We start from the raw sequence: 19,498 nt of genomic DNA on the forward strand, positions 1-19,498 counted from the left end.
CTTCCGTCACCTGCCGGGGGTCGTCGGGAGCTGGGTGGACTGTACGGACGGGCTGGTGGGTGTGGGGGTGGGGGTCGGAGTCGGGGTGGCCGCGGGCTCCGGCGTCCGGAGCGGCTGCTCCGCCTGCGTCGGCTGCTCCGGCCGCGTCGGAGAGACCGAGGGCGTGGGGGCCGAGGTGGGGGTGGGGGTCGTCGGCGGGCCGGGGTCGAGGATCTCGGGCGCGAGGACGAGCGGCATACGGGCCACGGACTGCTGGGCGGCGCCAGGAACGCCCTTGACCGTGCCGTCGGGGTTCAGGAAGGCCGGGTCGCCGCCGGGCACCATGCCCAGCTCACGGGCGCGGCGCTGGAGGGCGTCGGGCGCGGAGTAGGCGTCCACGTCCCGTTGGAGCGCCTGTTCCTCGTCGGTGTAGCTCTTCACGTCGTCCTGGAGGTCGTCGAGCTTGAACGACCCTTCACTGAGCGCGGAGTTCAGCACGAGGAGGCAGATGAGGCCGCCGCCCAGCAGCAGGACGACAAGGAGGACGAACGGGGTGCGGGCGGCCCCCTTGGGCCTCGCGGGCAGGAGCCGCGCGAGACGGGCGGCCCGGCCCCTCAGTTCGGGTTTCCTGCTCACGCGCCCTCCCTGCGAGTTCGTTCTCCGGACTCACTCACCGTCCCCGCGAGTTCGTTTGTCGGACTCACTCACCGTCCCCATTCACGCACCGTGTGCGGCCGCCTCGTACGCCTCATTCGAGGCGCTCCCGCACGCGTTCCGCCCCACGCAGACGTGCGGGGGCGGCGCGCCGGTTCTCGGCGACCTCTTCCTCGGTGGGAAGTTCGGCACCACGGGTGAGGAGCTTGAGCCTCGGTTGGTAGCGCTCGGGAACGACGGGCAGTCCGGGGGGCGCGGTGGTGGCGGCGCCCGCCGCGAACACCTGCTTGACGAGACGGTCTTCGAGCGAGTGGTACGACAGCACGGCGATCCGGCCGCCGACCGCGAGGGCCTGCACGGCGGCGGGGATCGCCCGCTCCAGGACGGTGAGTTCGCCGTTGACCTCGATGCGCAGCGCCTGGAAGGTGCGCTTGGCGGGGTTGCCGCCGGTGCGCTTGGCGGCCTGCGGCAGGGAGTCTCGGATCAGTTCGACGAGGCGGGCGCTGTGGGAGAAGGGCTCCTTGTCGCGCTCGCGCACGACCGCCGAGACGATCCGCTTGGCCTGCTTCTCCTCGCCGTACGCCCGGAGGATCCGGACGAGTTCGCCCGGCGGGTAGGTGTTGAGGACCTCGGCCGCGCTGATGCCGGTCGTCTGGTCCATCCGCATGTCGAGGGGGGCGTCCTGGGCGTACGCGAAGCCCCGGTCGGCCTCGTCGAGTTGCATGGAGGAGACGCCCAGGTCGAACAGGACGCCCTGGACGCGGGGGAGGCCCAGGCGGTCCAGCACGTCGGGGAGTTCGTCGTAGACGGCGTGCACGAGGGTGGCGCGCCCGCCGAAGGGGGCGAGCCGTTCGCCGGAGAGGCGCAGGGCCTCCTTGTCGCGGTCGAGGGCGACGAGTCGTGCCTCGGGGAAGCGGGTGAGGAGCGCCTCGCTGTGGCCACCGAGGCCGAGTGTGCAGTCGACCACCACCGCGCCGGGCTCCGTGAGGGCCGGGGCCAGCATGTCCAGGCACCGCTGGAGCATGACGGGGACGTGGCGGCTGTTGCTCAAGGGGCCCTCTCAGGTCCGGCGCGAGCCGCACGTACGCGCCGCGCACGCGGGGAGATTCCGGGCTGTCACCGGATCTCCTTGGGGTTTCGGTCCAGCAGGGGGCCTCGCCTCCCGCTCGGCGTCACTTTAGTCCACGACCCTTCGCGGTCAATCAACCGGCCTGCGCGTCGCGACGCCTCCCCCGGGCGATGCCGCGAATCAGGAGAAATCACCCGTACGGCCGTGATCCCGCCACTCCTGTGGGTTACCTCACAACAAGCCTCGATGGCGTTCTTTGTCCTCTCTCACACAGCGCCCTCAGCGGCCGTGACCAGTACCGTCATGGTTATGACGACCTCCGCAGCAGTTCCCACCGGCCCCGAAGGCGCCATATCCGACGGCACCGTCACCGACCGTCTCGTCGAGGCGAACCAGCGGTACGCCGACGCGTTCACCGACCCCGGGATGGACGCCCGCCCCGTCCTCCGCGTCGCGGTCGTGGCCTGCATGGACGCCCGCCTCGACCTGCACGACGCGCTCGGCCTGGAGCTGGGCGACTGCCACACCATCCGCAACGCGGGCGGCGTGGTCACCGACGACGTGATCCGCTCCCTCACCATCAGTCAGCGCAAGCTCGGCACCCGCAGCATCGTCCTCATCCACCACACCGGCTGCGGCCTGGAGGCCCTCACCGAGGACTTCCGCACCGAGCTGGAGGCGGAGGTCGGCCAGCGCCCGGCCTGGGCGGTGGAGTCCTTCCGGGACGTCGACCAGGACGTACGGCAGTCCATGCAGCGCGTGCGCACCAACCCGTTCCTGCTGCACTCCGACGACGTACGCGGCTTCGTCTTCGACGTGAAGTCGGGGCTGCTCCGAGAGATCGACCCTGCCTGAGCTTTGTCGAACCGGGTCACCGGCACCGCCCTCCTACCGCTCGAGGGCGGTCCGGAGCAGCCCCGGTTTCCTGTCAATCTGCTGGCATCTCGCTCTTTAAAAGACCGCAAAGCTGACATATCGCGGACAGTTGTCCACAGGCGAGTGACACGGATTGGTAACGGCAGCAAGAATGCGGGTGTGGCGTCACGCTGAGCAGTTCACGCGTGGTGTCCGTGTTTCGGGGTGGGCCGTTCCGCATCGCAGAGCGTCGGCCCGGAGAAAGAACGGGCCGAGGAGGGCCGGGTGACGACCTATGACGATCGAGCGAGCCTCACTGATCTGACCAGCACTGTGGAGCGAGTCCGCAGTTCGGTCGAAGGAGTGATCGAGGGCAAGCCTGAGGTCGTACGGCTTTCGCTGACCGTGCTGCTCGCCGAGGGACATCTTCTGATCGAAGACGTACCCGGCGTCGGCAAGACCATGCTGGCCAAGGCACTGGCACGGTCCATCGACTGCTCGGTACGACGTATCCAGTTCACGCCGGACCTGCTGCCGTCGGACATCACCGGTGTGTCCATCTGGGATCAGCAGCGCAAGGAGTTCGAGTTCAAGCCGGGCGCGATCTTCTCTCAGATCGTGATCGGCGACGAGATCAACCGCGCGTCGCCGAAGACGCAGTCCGCGCTCCTGGAGTCCCTGGAGGAGCGCCAGGTCACGATCGACGGCACGACGTACGAGCTGCCGAGCCCCTTCATGGTGGTGGCCACGCAGAACCCGGTGGAGATGGAGGGCACCTACCCGCTGCCGGAGGCCCAGCGCGACCGCTTCATGGCCCGCGTCTCCGTCGGCTACCCCAGCCCGGAGGCCGAGCTGCAGATGCTCGACGTCCACGGCGGGGCCTCGCCGCTGGAGGACATGCAGCCGGTGGCGCACGCGCACGAGATCGTGAAGCTGATCGAGGCCGTCCGCAACGTGCACGTGGCGGAAACGGTCCGGCGGTACGCGGTGGACCTGGTCGGCGCCACCCGCACCCACCCGGACCTCAGACTCGGCGCCTCGCCGCGCGCCACGCTGCATCTGCTGCGCGCGGCGAGGGCGACCGCCGCCCTCAGCGGGCGGGAGTACGCCCTGCCGGACGACATCCAGTCGCTCGCCGTGTCGATCCTCGCTCACCGGCTGCTGCCCACCGCGCAGGCCCAGCTCAACCGCCGTACACCGGAGCAGGTCGTGCAGGAGATCCTCCAGCGCACGCCCGTACCGCAGGCACCCCAGGCGCAGAGCGGCTTCGGCTCGGTCCACGCCACGCCCGCGTATCCGCAGCAGCCGCCGCGGAGGCTTGGATGACCACCGCAGGGCCGGCGCCCACCCCGGAGCAGGACAAGGGCGGGCTGCGCACGGCCCTCGCCGGCCTCACCACGCGCGGGCGCTCCTTCCTGGCCGCCGGCATAGCGGCCGCCATATGCGCCTACGTCCTCGGGCAGAGCGATCTGCTCCGGGTGGGCCTGCTGCTCGCCGTGCTGCCGCTGGTCTGTGCGGCCGTGCTGTACCGCACCCGCTACCGGGTCGCGGGCAGCCGCCGCCTCTCCCCCGCGCGCGTACCCGCCGGCAGCGAGGCCCGCGTCCATCTGCGGATGGACAACGTCTCGCGGCTGCCCACCGGGCTGCTGATGCTCCAGGACCGGGTGCCGTACGTGCTCGGTCCGCGGCCGAGGTTCGTGCTGGACCGGGTGGAGGCGGGCGGCCGCCGCGAGGTGTCGTACCGCGTCCGCTCCGATCTGCGCGGCCGCTACCCCCTGGGACCGCTCCAGCTGCGCCTGACCGACCCGTTCGGCATGTGCGAGCTGACCCGGTCCTTCTCCACGTACGACACCCTGACGGTCATCCCGCGCGTGGAGGCGCTGCCGCCGGTGCGGCTGAGCGGTGAGGCGAAGGGGTACGGCGACGGCCGGCAGCGCTCGCTGGCGCTGGCCGGCGACGACGACGTGATCCCGCGCGGCTACCGGCACGGCGACGACCTCCGCCGGGTGCACTGGCGTTCGACCGCGCGCTACGGCGAGCTGATGGTCCGCCGCGAGGAGCAGCCGCAGCGTGCCCGCTGCACGGTGCTGTTGGACACCCGGGCCGAGGCGTACCTCGGCGCGGGCCCGGACTCCGCCTTCGAGTGGGCCGTCTCGGGCGCCGCGTCCATGCTGGTCCACATGCTCGAACGGGGCTTCTCCGTACGGCTGTTGACGGACACCGGCAGCTCGGTACCCGGCGAGGGCGCCGACGGGTTCGCGGGTGCCAGCCAGGAGTCCGCCGACGCGGCCGGGCTGATGATGGACACCCTCGCGGTGATCGACCACTCGGACTCCGAGGGTCTCTCGCCCGCGTACGACGTGCTGCGCGGCGGCAACGAGGGGCTGCTGATCGCCTTTCTGGGCGACCTCGACGAGGAGCAGGCGACGGTGATCGGCAAGATGCGTCAGCGCAGCGGTGGGGCGGTCGCCTTCCTGCTGGACAGCGAGGCGTGGACGACCGAACCGGGTGAGGTGCCCGGTGCCGGGAGCGCGAGCGAGGAGTCGTTGCGTCTGCTGCACGAGGCGGGCTGGACGGCGCTGACCGTGCCGCGCGGAGCCTCGCTGACGGATCTGTGGCGGCAGGCGGACCGACAGCGCACCGGCGCGATGTCCGGGAGTGTCGGGGAGGGATGGTCATGAGCGGGCGGGCGAGGCTGGCGCTGTGCGCCTGGGCCGCCACGATCATGGCGGCGTGCGCGCTGCTGCCCCTGGTCGACCCGGCGACCTGGATCTTCCAGGCAGCCCTCATGCTGGGCGTGCTGACCGGCGTGGGAGCGCTCACCCGGCGGGTCCCGCTGGCCCGGCCGCTGACCGTGGCCGCGCAGGCGCTGGTCATGCTGATGATGCTGACGCTGGTCTTCGCCCGGGAGCAGGCGGTGGCCGGGATCGTCCCCGGTCCGGAGGCGTTCCAGTACTTCGCGACGCTGCTGCAGACCGGCGCCGACGACGTCGGGCGGTACGCCATCCCGGCGCCGCTCAGCGACGGCATCCGCCTGATGATCATCGGCGGTGTGCTGGTGATAGGGCTCCTGGTCGACGCGCTCGCGGTGACGTTCCGCAGCGCGGCCCCGGCCGGTCTGCCCCTGCTCGCGCTGTACTCGGTCGCCGCGGGGCTCTCCGACGGCGCCGCGGGGCTCTGGTTCGTGCTGGCCTCCACCGGCTATCTGCTGCTTCTCCTGACCGAGAGCCGCGACCGGCTCTCGCAGTGGGGCCGGGTCTTCGGCGGCGCGTCCCACGGCCCGCGCGCGGAGTCCACGAGCGGCGCCGTGGCCCCGGTGCGCACCGGGCGGCGCATCGGCGCGGTCGCGCTGGGTATCGCCCTGGTGGTGCCGCTCGGACTGCCCTCCCTCGACGGCGGGCTGCTGGCCGGCGCGGGCACCGGCATCGGCGGCGGCTCCGGCGGCGGCACGATCGCCGCGGTGAACCCGGTGGTGTCGCTGCGCAACAGTCTGAACGTGGACGAGGACCGCCAGGTCATGTCCTACCGCACCAACACGGACAACGTGCAGGAGATGTACCTGCGGATCGTCTCCCTGGACAAGTTCGACGGCACCTCCTGGACGCCGACGGAGCGCTCCATCACCGAGGTGCCGGACGACTTCGGCACCCCGACCGGCCTCGCCACGGACGTGAAGCGGACCTCGATCGAGACCCGGATCGTCGCGGCGGAGGACTACGAGCAGAACTGGCTGCCGATGCCGTACCCGGTGACCGGCGTGGACATCAACGGCGACTGGCGGTACGAGCCCGTGGGGCGCACCCTCGTCGGTGACCACGGCCAGGACACCAAGGGCGCCCAGTACAAGGTCGAGAGCCTCATCGTGCGGCCCACGGCGGAGCAGCTGGCCTCGGCCCCGGAGCCGCCGCCGGCCCTGCGGCGGGAGTACACCAAGGTGCCCGCCTCGCTGCCGTCGGTGGTGGCGCGGACCGCGCTGGAGGTCACCAAGGGGTCGGCGAACAACTACGAGCGGGCGGTGAAGCTCCAGGACTGGTTCGCGTTCAGCGGCGAGTTCACGTACGACACCGAGGTACGGGCCGGCACGGGCACCCGGGCGATAGCCCGGTTCCTGGAGGAGAAGGAGGGCTTCTGCGTCCACTTCTCCTTCGCGATGGCGTCGATGGCCCGCACGCTGGGCATACCGGCCCGGGTGGCCGTGGGCTTCACCCCCGGTACCCCGCAGACGAACGGCACGATGTCGGTGGGGCTGCGCGACGCGCACGCCTGGCCGGAGCTGTACTTCGAGGGCGTGGGCTGGACCCGCTTCGAGCCGACCCCCAACCGCGGTACGACTCCCGACTACACGGTCCCGGAGGACTCCGGCACCAGCGGCCTGCCCGAGGTGCCGCGGCCCTCGCAGTCGGCGTCCACGGCGCCGTCGGCCGAGCCGTCGGCGAGTGAGACCTGCACGCCGCAGGAGGCGAAGCTGGGGGCCTGCGCGAGCGAGTCCGCGGCGGCCGTGGCCGGTTCGGACGACGGCGAGCGCTCGTTCTGGGGCCTGCTGTTCTTCTCGCCCTGGACCCTGTTGATCCTCCCGGGCGCGCTCCTGTTGCTGGCGATCCCGTTGCTGCCGATGCTGTGGCGGCTGCGGGTCCGGTCCGTGCGGCTCGGCGCGCACGCGGGTGCGCTGCCGAAGGAGGCGCACGGGTCGGCTGCCGCGCGGGAGGTGACCGTCGAAGGGAGTCGGCCGGAGGGCTCCCTGGCACCACCGGGCAGGGACGCCGCGTACGGCCGTACGGAGGCCGCGGCGGCCCATGCGCTGGCCGCCTGGCAGGAGGTGACCGACACGGCGTGGGACTACGGGATCGCGCCGGACGAGTCGCAGACGCCCCGCAAGGCCGCCGCGCGGATCGTACGGCTCGGGGAACTCGAGCCGTCGGCCGCGGACGCGGTGCACCGGGTGGCTGCGGCGGTGGAGCAGGTCCTCTTCGCGCCGCGTCCGCAGATCCCGGCGGGCCTCGCCCGGGACGCGCACGAGGTCGGGGGCGGCCTGCGGGCCCACGCCGGGCGCCGGACCAAGCTCCGGGCACTGCTGCTGCCGCGTTCGGCCATCCGGGTGGCCTGGGCCCTCTCCGCCCGCTGGGCGGACGCCCGGGACGAACTGCTGTCACGCATCCCGACACCACGGCTGCCCTGGCGACGCCCCTCGCCGAGCCAGAACAGCTAGCGGCTCCGCACACGTCTGCCCCCGCCGGGTTCGCCCGGTGGGGGCAGACGTGCGTAAGGGGAGCGGACGAGCCAGGCCCTGCGGGCGCAGGGCCTGGGTAGGGTGCAGCGCGAGGTCGGAGGTAGGGCGAGGTCGGGGGTAGGGCGAGGTCGGAGGTAGGGCGAGGTCGGGGGTAGGGCGAGGTCGGGGGTAGGGCGAGGTAGAGGCAGGGCCAGCGCAGGCGGACGCTCTCGGTGCCGTCTCCCGGCCCGCCCGCCTCCGCGCGGCCGTAGTCTCCGCTGCCTCCCGCACGGCCGCAGCGCTCAGGCTCCCCGACGGCCCGCAGCGCTCAGGCTCCCCGCACGGGCCGCAGCGCTCAGTCGGCTCTCCAGGGGCTTTCTGCCCTGGCCTACAGCCTCAGGTGCCCGGCTCCAGGCTCCCGGCTCGGCCACTCACCGCAGCCGTAGTCCCAGCCGCGCCTCCCCGGGGCAACCCGCAACGTGCACCAGGCACCCCGCGCCCGGAGCAGCTCGGTTGTTCGGATTCGGGCATACGTGAAGGGTGACCGCCGCTTGGGTGGTCACCCTTCCTCCGTGTTCAGCTGTGGCTGTCGGATCTGCTGTCCGGCGGGCTCAGTGGCCGCCCTGCTCGTCACGACGGCGCTGCCAGCGCTGTTCGATTCGGTCCATCATGGAGCGGCGCTGTCGCGTCTGACGACGCGGACCGTCGGAGCCTGCGGCACCGGCGGGCTGCTCACCCGGCTTGGGGGCCTTGCGCCAACCGGTGACGGCGAGCACGGCGCAGCCCAGCATGACGAGGAACCCCACCACGCTGACCCAGATCTGCTGTGCGACCATTCCGGCCATGAGGAGCGCGATACCCACCAGAAAGCCCGCGACCGCCTGGTAGACCCGCCGCCGGGTGTACGTACGCAGCCCGCTTCCCTCAAGCGCTGACGCGAACTTGGGATCTTCGGCGTACAGCGCTCGCTCCATCTGCTCGAGCATGCGCTGCTCGTGCTCTGAGAGCGGCACGGAGTCCTCCTCATCGTGCGGTCGCCGGAGCGACCCGGGGGGTCCTCTTCAGGATAGGCAGGGAATCGCCCCCTTGAAACCCGCCCCTCTACGCCAATTCGCCAACCGGAACCCGCCATGGCACTCCGACTCGCTGAGGTGTGAATTCCCCAGCGAACGGCCCGTCATGCCGGAACGGTCTCCCTCGATCATACGGCTCCCCGCGCCCGATCGGGGGGCCTGTGGCGTACTCCATCCGCCGCCGAGCCCCTGATCAGCGGGTCACCCTCGTCCGCCTCGGGAGACGGCTCAGGCTTCGGCGGCCCCTCGCGTCTCGCCCAGTACATGAAGTTGCGTGGCCACCGAGTGGAAGGCGGGCAGTTCGGCGGCCGCCGCCTCCAGCTTGAGCAGGGCGTCCAGGGCGCCGGGCTCGGTGTCGACGAGGACCCCGGGGACCAGGTCGGCGAAGACCCGGACGCCGTGCACGGCGGCGACCTGAAGGCCCGCGCCCTCGACGAGCGCGGTGAGCTGCTCGGCGGTGAAACGGTGGGGCACCGGATCACCCTCGCCCCAGCGTCCGTTCGGGTCGTCGAGCGCCTGGCGGGCCTCCTTGAAGTGCCCGGCGAGGGCCCGCGCGAGCACCGCGCCGCCCAGGCCGGCGGCGAGCAGGCTGAGGACGCCCTCGGGGCGCAGCGCGGCGACCGCGTTGCCGATGCCCTCGGCGGGGTCGTCGACGTACTCCAGGACGCCGTGGCAGAGCACGGCGTCGTACCCGCCGCGCTCGACGACGTCGAAGAGGCCGTGGGCGTCGCCCTGGACGCCCCGCACGCGGTCGGCGACGCCGGCCTCGGCGGTCCGGCGCTCCAGCGCGAACAGCGCGTTCGGGCTGGGGTCGACGACGGTGACGCGATGGCCGAGACGGGCGACGGGCACCGCGAACTTGCCGCTGCCGCCCCCGGTGTCCAGCACGTCGAGCGACTCTCGTCCCGTGGCCTTCACCCGGCGGTCCAGGGCGTCCTGGAGGACCTCCCAGACCACGGCGGTACGGAGAGAGGCTCGGGGTCGCATCGGGTCCGACACGGCAGTTGACTCCTCGGCGCGGCACCGCCTGGTGTGCGGCGGAGCGATGGGCTTGCGCCTCCGCCGGGACCGATGGCCGCGGCGGAGGGTGCGGATGCCCCAACCCTAATGGGCGGCGCAGGGACGGTCGGTCAGCCCGCGTCCGGGACCCCCGGGGCGGCGTCCTGCCGGGGCTGCGGCAGCACCGGCTGGAGCACCAGCATCCGTTCGACCAGGCGCAGGAACATCGCCACGTCGCGTATGAGGTCGTCGGCGTCACGCGCGCTCGCAGCGCCCTGGATGCCCGCCTCGGCACGCGCGCGGCGGGCGGCGCCGGAGGCGAACAGCGCGCTCCACTCGGCGAGTTCGGGCGTTATCTCGGGGAGTACTTCCCAGGCGCTCCGGATCTTGGCGCGGCGCTTGGGGGTGGGTTCGGGGCGGCCCCGGGCGGCGAGGACCGCGGCGGCGGTGCGCAGGGCGGCCAGGTGGGCGGTGGCGTACCGCTCGTTGGGCGTCTGGAGTCCGGACGCCTCGTCGAGTCCGGAGCGGGCCTGGGCGAGCAGGTCGAGGGCGGCGGGTGGGGCCGTGGCCCGGCGCAGCACGGGGTGCACGTCGCTCGCCGGGCCGGTCAGTGAGGGGGCAGGGCCGGTCGCGCGGCGCCGGTTGGCGGCGGCTGCGTGGTAGCTGGCCATGACGAACCTCCTGTCGTCTTCGGACGACACGCTCTGACACGAGGTGCCGTATGTGCTCATCGTGCGGTATGCCACTGACAATCCGTTCTGACCTGCACTTTTGCTTCGATCAGAGGTTCGGAGTAGTTTTTGCACTGACCAGTCAGTTCAAAAACAGGCAGAGGGGCTTGGGGGACATGGCAGAGCCAGGGGAGGCGGACGCGGGGCAGGGGACGGCCCACGGTGTCGCCGTCGGCGCGGAAGGGTTCGGGCTCAAGGGGCCGCGCGGCTGGGCGTTCCGGGGTGTCGGGTTCGAGGCGGAGGCCGGCTCGCTGGTCGCGGTCGAGGGGCCGTCCGGATCGGGCCGGACCTGTCTGCTGCTCGCGCTCACCGGACGGATGAAGCCGAGCGAGGGCGAGGCCACGGTCGGCTCCCTGCGGCTGCCGAAGCGGATGGCGGCCGTGCGGCGGATGAGCGCCCTCGCCCACGTCCCCGGTGTGACCGACCTCGACCCGGCTCTGACCGTCGGGGAGCACCTGCGCGAACGGGCGCTGCTGCAGCGGCGGTTCGACGGCTCCCTGCGGTGGCTGCTGCTGCCCCGGGCCGAGCGTGCCGCCGAGGCGAAGCTCCGTGTCGACACCGCGCTGGCCGCCGCCGGGCTCGACCGCGAGGCCCTGCCCAAGGGCTCCAGGACCGCCGTACGCGACCTCGACCGGATGGAGGCCCTGCGGCTGTCCGTCGCCCTCGCCCTCGTCGGCCGGCCCCGGCTGCTCGGCGTCGACGACACCGACCTGAAGCTCTCCGACGCCGAACGGGCCGAGACATGGGCCCTGTTGAGGTCCCTCACCGAGTCCGGGATCACGGTCGTGGCGGTGTGCAGCGAGGCCCCGCAGGGGGCGGTCGTCGTGTCGTCGGCACCGGGGAAGGACGCACGCGCGCGTGCGGACGTACGCGAAGCCCCCTCCCCCGATGCCGACCCCGCCCCCGCCCCCGCCCCCGCCCCCGACGGCAGCGACGGAACCGACGGAACCGACAACGACGACCACGACCACGACCACGACAAGGAGACGGCCGATGCGTTCGCCGAGACTCGCCGCGCTTGAGCTCAGGCGGTTCGGCCGGGGGAAGCTGCCGCGCGCCGCGCTGGTCGCGCTCCTGCTGCTGCCGTTGCTGTACGGCGCCCTGTACCTGTGGTCCTTCTGGGACCCGTACGGCCGTCTGGACCGCATTCCCGTGGCGTTGGTGAACGACGACGAGGGGGCGTCGGTGGGCAGGCAGAGGCTGACTGCGGGCGACGACATCGCGAAGGGGCTGCGGGACAGCGACACCTTCGAGTGGCACCGGGTGAGCGCCGCCGAGGCCCGTGAGGGCGTCGAGGACGGCACGTACTACCTGTCGCTGACGATGCCGAAGGACTTCAGCGCGAGGATCGCGTCCAGCTCGGGGGACGTGCCGGAGACGGGCGCCCTCCAGGTGCGGACCAACGACGCGAACAACTACATCGTCGGGCAGATCTCGCGGACGGTGTTCTCGGAGGTGCGCACGGCGGCGTCGACGAAGGCCTCGCGGTCGTTCCTGGACCGGATCTTCATCTCGTTCTCTGACATCCACGGGGAGACCGAGAAGGCGGCGGACGGCGCCGACGATCTCAAGGGCGGGATCGACAAGGCGGAGAAGGGCTCCAGGGACCTCGCGGACGGGCTGAAGACGGCCAAGGAGGGCAGCGGGGAGCTGTCCGGCGGGCTGAAGGACCTGGACGAGGGCGCGGGCGATCTGGAGGACGGCGCCCAGCAGGTCGCGGACGGCACCGGGAAGCTCGCCGACAAGGTCGGCGCCGCGGCGGACCAGGTACGGCCCTTCCTGAAGGAGAACGGCGACACGATCGCCGACACCGCGACCCTGGTCGCCGACTCGGCCGCCACGATCCGGGATCACCTCGACGCGTTCGTCAGGACGGCGCCGGCCGCCGAGACCGGCACCCGTGCCGCCTCCGAGACCCTGGACGACGTCCACAAGCGCCGTTGCGAGGAGGCGGTCCTGCCCGACGCGGCCTGCGCGGACCTCAAGAAGGCCAAGGACGCGGCGGCGGAGGCGGCCGTGCTCGCCGAGGACGTCAACACCGTGGTGAAGAACTACGACGGTGACATGAAGGCCTTCGACAAGGACCTGGAGACCCTGGAGAAGCAGGCCCGCGCCCTCGCGAAGGCGGCGCCCACCCTCTCCACGGACCTCGACGACGCCGTCGCCAAGGTGAACGCGCTCGACAAGGGCGCCACGAAGGTCGCCAAGGGGGCCAAGACGCTGCACACCGGCCTCGGCACCGCGAAGACCGGCGCGGAGGACCTGGACACGGGCGTCGGCGACCTCAAGACGGGCGCGGTCGACCTCAAGGGCGGCATGTACAAGCTGGCCGACGGCTCCGGGAAGCTCGCGGGCGGTCTGCACGACGGAGCCGAGCAGATCCCGGACTACGACGAGCGGGACCGCGACCGGCGTACCGAAGTGATGGCAGACCCTGTGCAGTTGGCCAGCAGGGACCTGCACAAGGCGCCCAACTACGGCACCGGCTTCGCCCCGTACTTCATCCCGCTGTCCCTCTGGGTGGGCGCGATGGTGGCGTACATGCTGATCCAGCCGCTCAACCGGCGGGCCCTCGCGGCGGGTGCCTCGGCGTGGCGGATCGCGCTGGCGGGCTGGCTGCCGGTGGCCGCCCTGGGCGTGCTGCAGACGGTCGCGCTGATGGCGGTACTGCACTGGGCGGTCGGCCTGGAGATGGCACGGGCGGCCGGGACGGTGGGCTTCCTGTTCCTGGTGACGGCGTGCTTCGCGGCGATCGTGCAGTGGCTCAACGCGCGCTTCGGGGCGGCGGGCCGGATCCTCGTCCTCGCCTTCCTGATGCTCCAGTTGACGTCGGCGGGCGGCACGTATCCCGTGCAGACCAGCCCGGACTTCTTCAACGCGGTCCACCCCTTCCTGCCGATGAGCCATGTCGTCGACGCCCTCAGGAGGCTCATCACGGGCGGCGGTCTGGGCCCCGTCTGGCAGGCGTGCGCGGTGCTGGCGGCCTTCACCGTCGGCGCCCTCGCCCTGACGGCCCTGTCCGCCCGCCGCAAGCAGGTGTGGACGCTGGACCGACTGCACCCGGAGTTGAGTCTGTGACCGCGCACGGCACGGTTCCTGTGACAATCAGGGCCATGGAAAGCAGCAACGCCCCCGGCGGCGCAGGCGGGGGCCGCCGCGAGGCGACCCGGCAGAAACTCTACGAAGCGGCCGTCACCCTCATCGCGGAGCAGGGGTTCTCCGCCACGACGGTGGACGAGATCGCCGAGCGCGCCGGCGTCGCCAAGGGCACGGTCTACTACAACTTCGCGAGCAAGTCGGTCCTCTTCGAGGAGCTGCTGCGGCACGGCGTGGGTCTCCTCACGGCCTCCCTCCGGGAGGCGGCCGAGCGGACGGCGGAGGAGAGCGGCAGCAGCGTCGACGCCCTGGACGCGATGATCCGGGCCGGCCTCCTGTTCATCGACCGCTACCCGTCCTTCACCCAGCTCTACGTGGCCGAGCTGTGGCGCACCAACCGCGCCTGGCAGTCCACGCTGATGGTCGTCCGGCAGCAGGCGGTCGCGGTCGTCGAGGGAGTGCTGCGCGAGGGCGTCGAGAGGGGCGAGCTGAGCGACGAGATCGACGTCGGCCTGACGGCGGCCGCCCTGGTCGGTATGGTCCTGGTGGCCGCCCTGGACTGGAAGGCGTTCCAGCCGGAGCGCTCCCTGGACGACGTCCACGCGGCGCTGTCCCGGCTGCTCCAGGGCCGGGTGAGCGGGCACCGCTGACCGGACCGGGGCACAGACGAGAGCGCCGGTCCGACCTGGCCGCGTCCCCCGCGGGCCACCTCGAACCGGCGCTTCCCCGTTCCCCCGTCTCCCCCGTGCCTCGCTCCCGCCGACTCACGTCGACGGAAGGAGCGGTAAGAGCGCGAGAGCCGTTCCGCCGCCCCGTGCCGGCGGTACCGGAGCCGCGCCCCTTCCCGTGCCTCCACCTTCTCGTTCGCGCAGGTCGGAGGCCATCCGCGCGCCTACTCATCTCACCGGCTGAGTACGGGTACTCAGCCCTGGGCACTCACCCTCAGACCCCCTTGCCGCCAACTGGTGACGATCACGTCCGCGCTCGTACTCCCCCGCGCCCCGAGCTGTCCCGCAAGCTGTCCCCCGAGCTGTCCCGCGAGATCGAACTGTCAGCGGCGGCCGATAAGGTCCTGGCATGGCAAAAATCGCGGTGATCGGCGCCGGCCTGGGCGCCATGGCAGCCGCCGCCCGGCTGGCCGTCGCGGGCCACCGAGTGGTGGTGCACGAGAGCACGGCCACCTACGGCGGAGCCGTGGGTCGTCACGAGCGCGACGGCTTCGCGTTCGACACGGGCCCGGGGCTGCTGACCCTGCCCGCCGTCTACCGCGATCTGTTCCTCAAGACCGGCAAGGAAGCGCTGGAGAAGTGCGTCGACCTGGTCCAGGTGGACCCGGCGGCCCGGCACGTCTTCGCGGACGGCACGGACCTCCTGCTTCCCAACGCCTCGCGCGCCGGCGTGGTCACCGCCCTGAACTCCGCCCTCGGCTCGGACGCCGGCGACCGCTGGGGCGACTTCCTGGTGCGGGCCCGCGAGGCCTGGGACCGCACCCGGCGGCCCCTCCTGGAGGAGCCGCTGTGGCCCGACTGGCAGGTCCTCGCCGAGCGCGAGCCGTACCCTGCCGTGCCCCACAAGCGGCTCCTGCGCACCCGCCGCGCCGGCACCCTCGCCGAGATCGGCGCGTGGGAGCTGCGCGACCCCCGGCTGACGGCCCTGCTGGAGAGCCACGCCCTCGCGTACGGCCTGGACCCGAGAACCGTCCCGGCGAGCGCGGCGGTCCTGCCGTACATGGAGCACGCCTTCGGGACCTGGTACGTCCGAGGCGGCATACGGGAGTTGGCGCGGGCCCTGTACGAGCGGTGCCTGGCCCGCAGGGTCGAGTTCGTCTTCTGCGGCGAGGTCACGGGGATCGTCGAGAAGGACGGCCGGGCGGCCGGGGTGGAGCTGGCGGACGGCGCGGTGGCCGAGGCCGACTTCGTGGTCGCCGGCGTCGCGCCCGAGGTGTTGGGCCGATGGGTGCGGCCGTCGGCCGTGCGGAGTGCGGGCGGGGTACCCGCCCAGCGGGGGACGACGAGCCGTCTGACCGTGCTGCTGGCGCTGCGCGGTGCCCGGCCGGACGGCGCGGCGCACCGGACGGTGGTGCACACGGACGACCGCGACGGTGAGCTGGACCTCCTGTTCGGCCCTTCCCACGGGATGGTCGCGCGGCCGACGGTGACGGTGCTGCGCCCCGACGATCCGGGACTGGTGCCGGACTCCGGGCATGAGGCGGTCACGGTCACGTGCCCGGTCCCCGCCGAACCCGACTTCGGTTGGGCCGAGTCGGATGTCTTCGATCATCAGGCGGAGTGGTTGATCAGCGCCGCCGAGCGCGCCGTACCCGACCTGCGCGAGCGCCTCCTGTGGCACGAGGTCCGCACCCCGGCCGACATCGCGCGGACGACCGGTGCGGTGGGCGGCGCGGTCCCCGCCCCGGCGCTCGCCGCGGCCGACGGCCGCCTGCTGCATCCGTCCAACAGCACCGCGACACCGGGCCTGTTCACCGTCGGCGGCTGGTCCCACCCGGGCGGCGGCCTCCCGCACGCCGGGATGTCGGGCGCGCTGGTGTCCGGACTGATCGTGGAGGGGCCGGACTTCCGCGGCTCCCAGTGAGGCTCACCCCGACCCGGGTGGCCCTTCAGAAACGGTACTGCTGCTCGTCGTAGCCGTTCTGGCCATTCCCGTTGCCGTTGCCGTTGCCGTTGCCCTGGTACGGGTACTGCTGGTCCGACGGGAGGTCCGAGCCGAAGGAGTCGTCGGTGTTGCGCTGCTGCGGAACCCAGACACCACCGGGCGGGGTCTCGCCGCCGTAGCCGCCGTTGCCGTACTGGTCCTGGCCGTAGCCCTGTTGGCCGTATCCCTGCTGGCCGTAGGACTGGTCGTACGAGGCCGTGGCGTCGTACGTCTGCGTGCCGATGTAGGGGTCGGAGTAGGCGGCGTACTGCTGCTGGGACGGGTCGTAGCCGTACCCCTGCTGGTCGTAGCCGTAGTAGGCGAAGGCCTCGTCCTGGGCGGACTGGTCGGCGGTCGCGTAGGGCTGGCCGGCGGCGCCCGCGTAGGCGTTGTCGTCGCGGTAGACGCCGTACGTGCTGGTGTCGTCCGGCAGGGGCTCCGGGGAGTAGACGGTGTTCGTCCCGGCCGCGGAGGGCAGGGACCCCGGGCGGACGAACACGTCGTCGTCGCGGTCGTCGTCGAGCCGACCGTCGTCCTGGCGGTACGTTCCGGCGGCCGTGGCCTCCAGGTCCGTGACCTCCAGGGTCGGGTCCTGGCGGTCCGGTTCGCCGCGCCGCCGCTTCTTGCCGACCTTGGGGAGCCTGCCGCCCTCCTCGCCCTCACCGGGGCGCGGGCGGACCGCCCAGCCGGCCTCGAAGCCGCGGCGGAACGACAGCGTCACATAGGTCTGCCCGATCGCGAACCCGATCGCGCCCAGCGCGATGACGATCACGTTGGGGATCAGCACACCGAGGACGACTCCGAGGAAACCGGCGAAGGCGAGCAGTCGCCAGCGCAGGCGCGCCTTGTACTGCAGCAGCACCTCACCCAGCAGCCACAACGCGACGACACCGAACGCGATGTAGAGGACCGTCCAGCCCATGTACGCCCCTCTCCCTGTAGCCGCTACGCAGTGTGTCGTACGCGAGTGCGACCGGTCTAGGCCCGTGGTGAATGGTGCAGGCCCAGGTTCTCGTAGATTTCCAGAGTCGCGGTGGAGTTGTTCAGGGTGATGAAGTGAAGTCCGGGGACTCCTTCGTCCAGCAGCCTCGCGCAGAACTCCGTGGCGAACTCGATGCCAATGGAGCGTACAGCGGCCGGATCGTCTTTGGCTGTGACGATCCGCTCTTTCAGGGCGTTCGGGATGGCGGCGTTGCTGAGTTGTGGCAACCGTTCCAGCATCTTCACGCTGGTGACGGGCATGACCTCCGGAATGACAGGGGTTTCACAGCCGGCCGTCGCGACGGCGTCCCTCAGACGCAGGTACGAGTCCGGGTGGAAGAACATCTGGGTGATCGCGTAGTCGGCGCCGGCCCGGCACTTGTCGACGAAGCGCGCCACGTCGCTGTCCCAGTCCGGGGAACGCGGGTGCATCTCCGGGAAGGCCGCGACGCCTACGCAGAAGTCGCCCGATTCCTTGATGAGCTGGACGAGTTCGGCGGCGTAGGTCAGGCCCTGCGGATGCGCGACCCACTCGGCCGTGGGGTCGCCGGGCGGGTCGCCGCGGACCGCGAGGATGTTGCGGATCCCGGCGTCCGCGAACTGGCCGATGATGTTGCGCAGCTCGGCGATGGAGTGGCTGACCGCGGTGAGGTGGGCGACCGGGGTGAGGGTGGTGTCGGCGGCGATCTGCTCGGTCGCCTTCACCGTGCCGGCCCGGGTGGAGCCGCCCGCGCCGTACGTCACGGAGACGAAGCTGGGGGCGACCGCCTCGATCCTGCGGAGGGCGTTCCACAGGTTCCGCTCGCCCTTCGCCGTCTTGGGCGCCCAGAACTCGAAGGAGTACGTGGTCTTGCCCGTGGCGAGCATGTCACGCACGGTGCGTGCGTGGTCAGTCCGGGTAGAAGCGGTTCCTAGGGCCATACCGGCAGGTTAGTCAGGTCGGGGTCGTCCCCCAACCAGAGGCGGGGGTTTTGTCCGTTTTGCCGACCTGTTGTCCACGCCTTGGACAGCCGTGGACCCACTACAGGGCGCGCAGACGCTTGGCGAACTCCGCCGCGGCGGAGGCGGGGTCGTCGGCCTCCGTGATCGCCCGGACGACGACGGCCCGGCGGGCGCCCGCCTCGACGACCTCGTCGAGGTTGCCGAGGTCGATGCCGCCGATGGCGAACCAGGGGCGGTCGGTGCCGAGGGCGGCGGTGTACCGCACGAGGTCCAGGCCGGGGGCGTGACGGCCGGGCTTGGTGGGGGTGGGCCAGCAGGGGCCGGTGCAGAAGTAGTCCACGCCCTCCTGGACGGCCGCGGCGGCGGCCTCCTCCTCGGCGTGGGTGGAGCGGCCCATCAGGACACCCGCACCGAGGATGGCGCGGGCGGCGGGGACGGGAAGGTCGCCCTGGCCGAGGTGCAGCACGTCCGCGCCGATGGCGTGCGCCACGTCCGCGCGGTCGTTGACGGCCAGCAGCTTGCCGTGCCGGCGGCACGCGTCCGCGAAGACCTGGAGGTGCTCCAGCTCCTCGGCGGCCTCCATGCCCTTGTCGCGCAGCTGCACGATGTCCACGCCGCCGCTCAGGACCGCGTCCAGGAACTGGGGCAGATCGCCCTGTCGCCTGCGGGCGTCCGTGCAGAGGTAGAGCCGGGCGTCGGCGAGCTGTGCGGCGGCGTCGGGCATGCGTGTGTCCCCCGTTGGCGGTGCGTTGTCGGTGCGGCGTGCGGGAGCCAGGGCCCTCGCGGGCCCGGCTCCCGCACGCCGTACAGGCGGCTGCGTCAGATTTTCGGGTGTTTCCGGTGTTCGGGTCAGACGGCGAGCGCCTGGGCGCGGCGCTTCACCTCCGTGCCGCGATTCTCGCTCAGGGCCTGGGCCGGGGTTCCGGGCAGGCTCGGGTCCGGAGTGAAGAGCCACTCCAGCATCTCTTCGTCGGTGAAGCCGTCGTCCCTCAGCAGGGTCAGGGTGCCGGACAGGCCCTTGACCACCTTGTCCCCGTCGATGAAGGCGGCGGGGACGTGCAGCGCGCGGTTCTCACCACGGCGTACGGCGATGAGCTGGCCTTCCTTCACCAGCTGCCGCACGCGGGTCACCTCGACGTCCAGCATCTCTGCGATGTCGGGGAGGGTCAGCCACGCGGGGACGAGAGCATCGATCTTTGCGTCAATCTCGGTCACGTCTCCAAGACTGCCATCTGGGACTGACAGTGGGTAGCCGAGCCCC

At 72.0% G+C, this 19,498-nt stretch carries 17 protein-coding genes; 8 read left to right on the forward strand and 9 right to left on the reverse strand.

Annotated elements, in window-relative coordinates; genetic code table 11:
* Window positions 1–6 precede the first annotated feature (6 nt).
* Window positions 7–615 carry a hypothetical protein gene (locus OG202_RS13620; protein WP_327730158.1) on the reverse strand — a complete coding sequence of 203 codons (609 nt, stop codon included), beginning with the start codon at window positions 613–615 and terminating at the stop codon, window positions 7–9.
* 112 nt (window positions 616–727) lie between these two features.
* On the reverse strand, window positions 728–1,684 hold the full coding sequence (gene rsmH / locus OG202_RS13625) for a 16S rRNA (cytosine(1402)-N(4))-methyltransferase RsmH (RefSeq protein WP_327730157.1): 957 nt from the start codon (window positions 1,682–1,684) through the stop codon (window positions 728–730).
* A gap of 327 nt (window positions 1,685–2,011) precedes the next feature.
* On the opposite strand from rsmH, the gene OG202_RS13630 reads away from it, so the two are divergent.
* The 4 genes from OG202_RS13630 to OG202_RS13645 all read left to right on the forward strand — a co-directional run bounded on the left by OG202_RS13630 (window position 2,012) and on the right by OG202_RS13645 (window position 7,763).
* Window positions 2,012–2,557, forward strand: a complete 546-nt coding sequence (locus OG202_RS13630) for a beta-class carbonic anhydrase (RefSeq protein ID WP_326583436.1) — start codon at window positions 2,012–2,014, stop codon at window positions 2,555–2,557.
* 285 nt (window positions 2,558–2,842) lie between these two features.
* Window positions 2,843–3,883 (forward strand): AAA family ATPase, encoded by a 1,041-nt coding sequence (locus tag OG202_RS13635; protein ID WP_327730156.1) that lies wholly within the window; start codon window positions 2,843–2,845, stop codon window positions 3,881–3,883.
* A complete protein-coding gene (locus OG202_RS13640) occupies window positions 3,880–5,238 on the forward strand; it encodes a DUF58 domain-containing protein (RefSeq protein ID WP_326583434.1) in 1,359 nt (452 codons plus the stop codon). Before OG202_RS13635 ends, OG202_RS13640 begins: the two co-directional genes overlap by 4 nt.
* Window positions 5,235–7,763, forward strand: coding sequence for a transglutaminase TgpA family protein (locus tag OG202_RS13645; RefSeq protein WP_328222802.1), 2,529 nt, complete (start codon window positions 5,235–5,237; stop codon window positions 7,761–7,763). The genes OG202_RS13640 and OG202_RS13645 overlap by 4 nt, the downstream gene beginning before the upstream one ends.
* Window positions 7,764–8,374: 611 nt before the next feature.
* Here OG202_RS13645 and OG202_RS13650 read toward each other — a convergent pair.
* The 3 genes from OG202_RS13650 to OG202_RS13660 form a co-directional block, all read right to left on the reverse strand.
* Window positions 8,375–8,776: a DUF3040 domain-containing protein gene (locus tag OG202_RS13650; RefSeq protein WP_326583432.1), complete on the reverse strand. Its 402-nt coding sequence runs from the start codon at window positions 8,774–8,776 to the stop codon at window positions 8,375–8,377.
* A gap of 288 nt (window positions 8,777–9,064) precedes the next feature.
* Window positions 9,065–9,835, reverse strand: a complete 771-nt coding sequence (locus OG202_RS13655) for a methyltransferase (RefSeq protein WP_326583431.1) — start codon at window positions 9,833–9,835, stop codon at window positions 9,065–9,067.
* 131 nt (window positions 9,836–9,966) lie between these two features.
* Complete coding sequence (locus OG202_RS13660; RefSeq protein WP_326583430.1) at window positions 9,967–10,506, reverse strand: SAV_6107 family HEPN domain-containing protein; 540 nt, start codon at window positions 10,504–10,506, stop codon at window positions 9,967–9,969.
* Window positions 10,507–10,682: 176 nt separating this feature from the next.
* On the opposite strand from OG202_RS13660, the gene OG202_RS13665 reads away from it, so the two are divergent.
* The 4 genes from OG202_RS13665 (at window position 10,683) to OG202_RS13680 (ending at window position 16,254) form a co-directional block, all read left to right on the forward strand.
* Window positions 10,683–11,588: an ATP-binding cassette domain-containing protein gene (locus tag OG202_RS13665; protein ID WP_328222803.1), complete on the forward strand. Its 906-nt coding sequence runs from the start codon at window positions 10,683–10,685 to the stop codon at window positions 11,586–11,588.
* Window positions 11,560–13,644 (forward strand): YhgE/Pip domain-containing protein, encoded by a 2,085-nt coding sequence (locus tag OG202_RS13670; RefSeq protein ID WP_326583428.1) that lies wholly within the window; start codon window positions 11,560–11,562, stop codon window positions 13,642–13,644. The genes OG202_RS13665 and OG202_RS13670 overlap by 29 nt, the downstream gene beginning before the upstream one ends.
* A gap of 35 nt (window positions 13,645–13,679) precedes the next feature.
* Complete coding sequence (locus OG202_RS13675; protein ID WP_326583427.1) at window positions 13,680–14,312, forward strand: TetR/AcrR family transcriptional regulator; 633 nt, start codon at window positions 13,680–13,682, stop codon at window positions 14,310–14,312.
* Window positions 14,313–14,739: 427 nt separating this feature from the next.
* Window positions 14,740–16,254 carry a phytoene desaturase family protein gene (locus OG202_RS13680; protein WP_328222804.1) on the forward strand — a complete coding sequence of 505 codons (1,515 nt, stop codon included), beginning with the start codon at window positions 14,740–14,742 and terminating at the stop codon, window positions 16,252–16,254.
* A 25-nt stretch (window positions 16,255–16,279) separates the two neighbouring features.
* Here the strand turns inward: OG202_RS13680 and OG202_RS13685 are convergent, their stop codons facing one another.
* The 4 genes from OG202_RS13685 to OG202_RS13700 all read right to left on the reverse strand — a co-directional run bounded on the left by OG202_RS13685 (window position 16,280) and on the right by OG202_RS13700 (window position 19,452).
* Complete coding sequence (locus tag OG202_RS13685; RefSeq protein ID WP_327730150.1) at window positions 16,280–17,236, reverse strand: SCO2102 family sporulation regulator; 957 nt, start codon at window positions 17,234–17,236, stop codon at window positions 16,280–16,282.
* 56 nt (window positions 17,237–17,292) lie between these two features.
* Window positions 17,293–18,216: a methylenetetrahydrofolate reductase [NAD(P)H] gene (gene metF, locus OG202_RS13690; protein WP_326583424.1), complete on the reverse strand. Its 924-nt coding sequence runs from the start codon at window positions 18,214–18,216 to the stop codon at window positions 17,293–17,295.
* A gap of 100 nt (window positions 18,217–18,316) precedes the next feature.
* Complete coding sequence (gene thiE / locus OG202_RS13695; RefSeq protein ID WP_327730149.1) at window positions 18,317–18,961, reverse strand: thiamine phosphate synthase; 645 nt, start codon at window positions 18,959–18,961, stop codon at window positions 18,317–18,319.
* A gap of 125 nt (window positions 18,962–19,086) precedes the next feature.
* A complete protein-coding gene (locus OG202_RS13700) occupies window positions 19,087–19,452 on the reverse strand; it encodes a helix-turn-helix domain-containing protein (protein WP_149822629.1) in 366 nt (121 codons plus the stop codon).
* Window positions 19,453–19,498: the final 46 nt, after the last annotated feature.

The organism is Streptomyces sp. NBC_00310 (assembly GCF_036208085.1).
GTDB lineage: Bacteria > Actinomycetota > Actinomycetes > Streptomycetales > Streptomycetaceae > Streptomyces.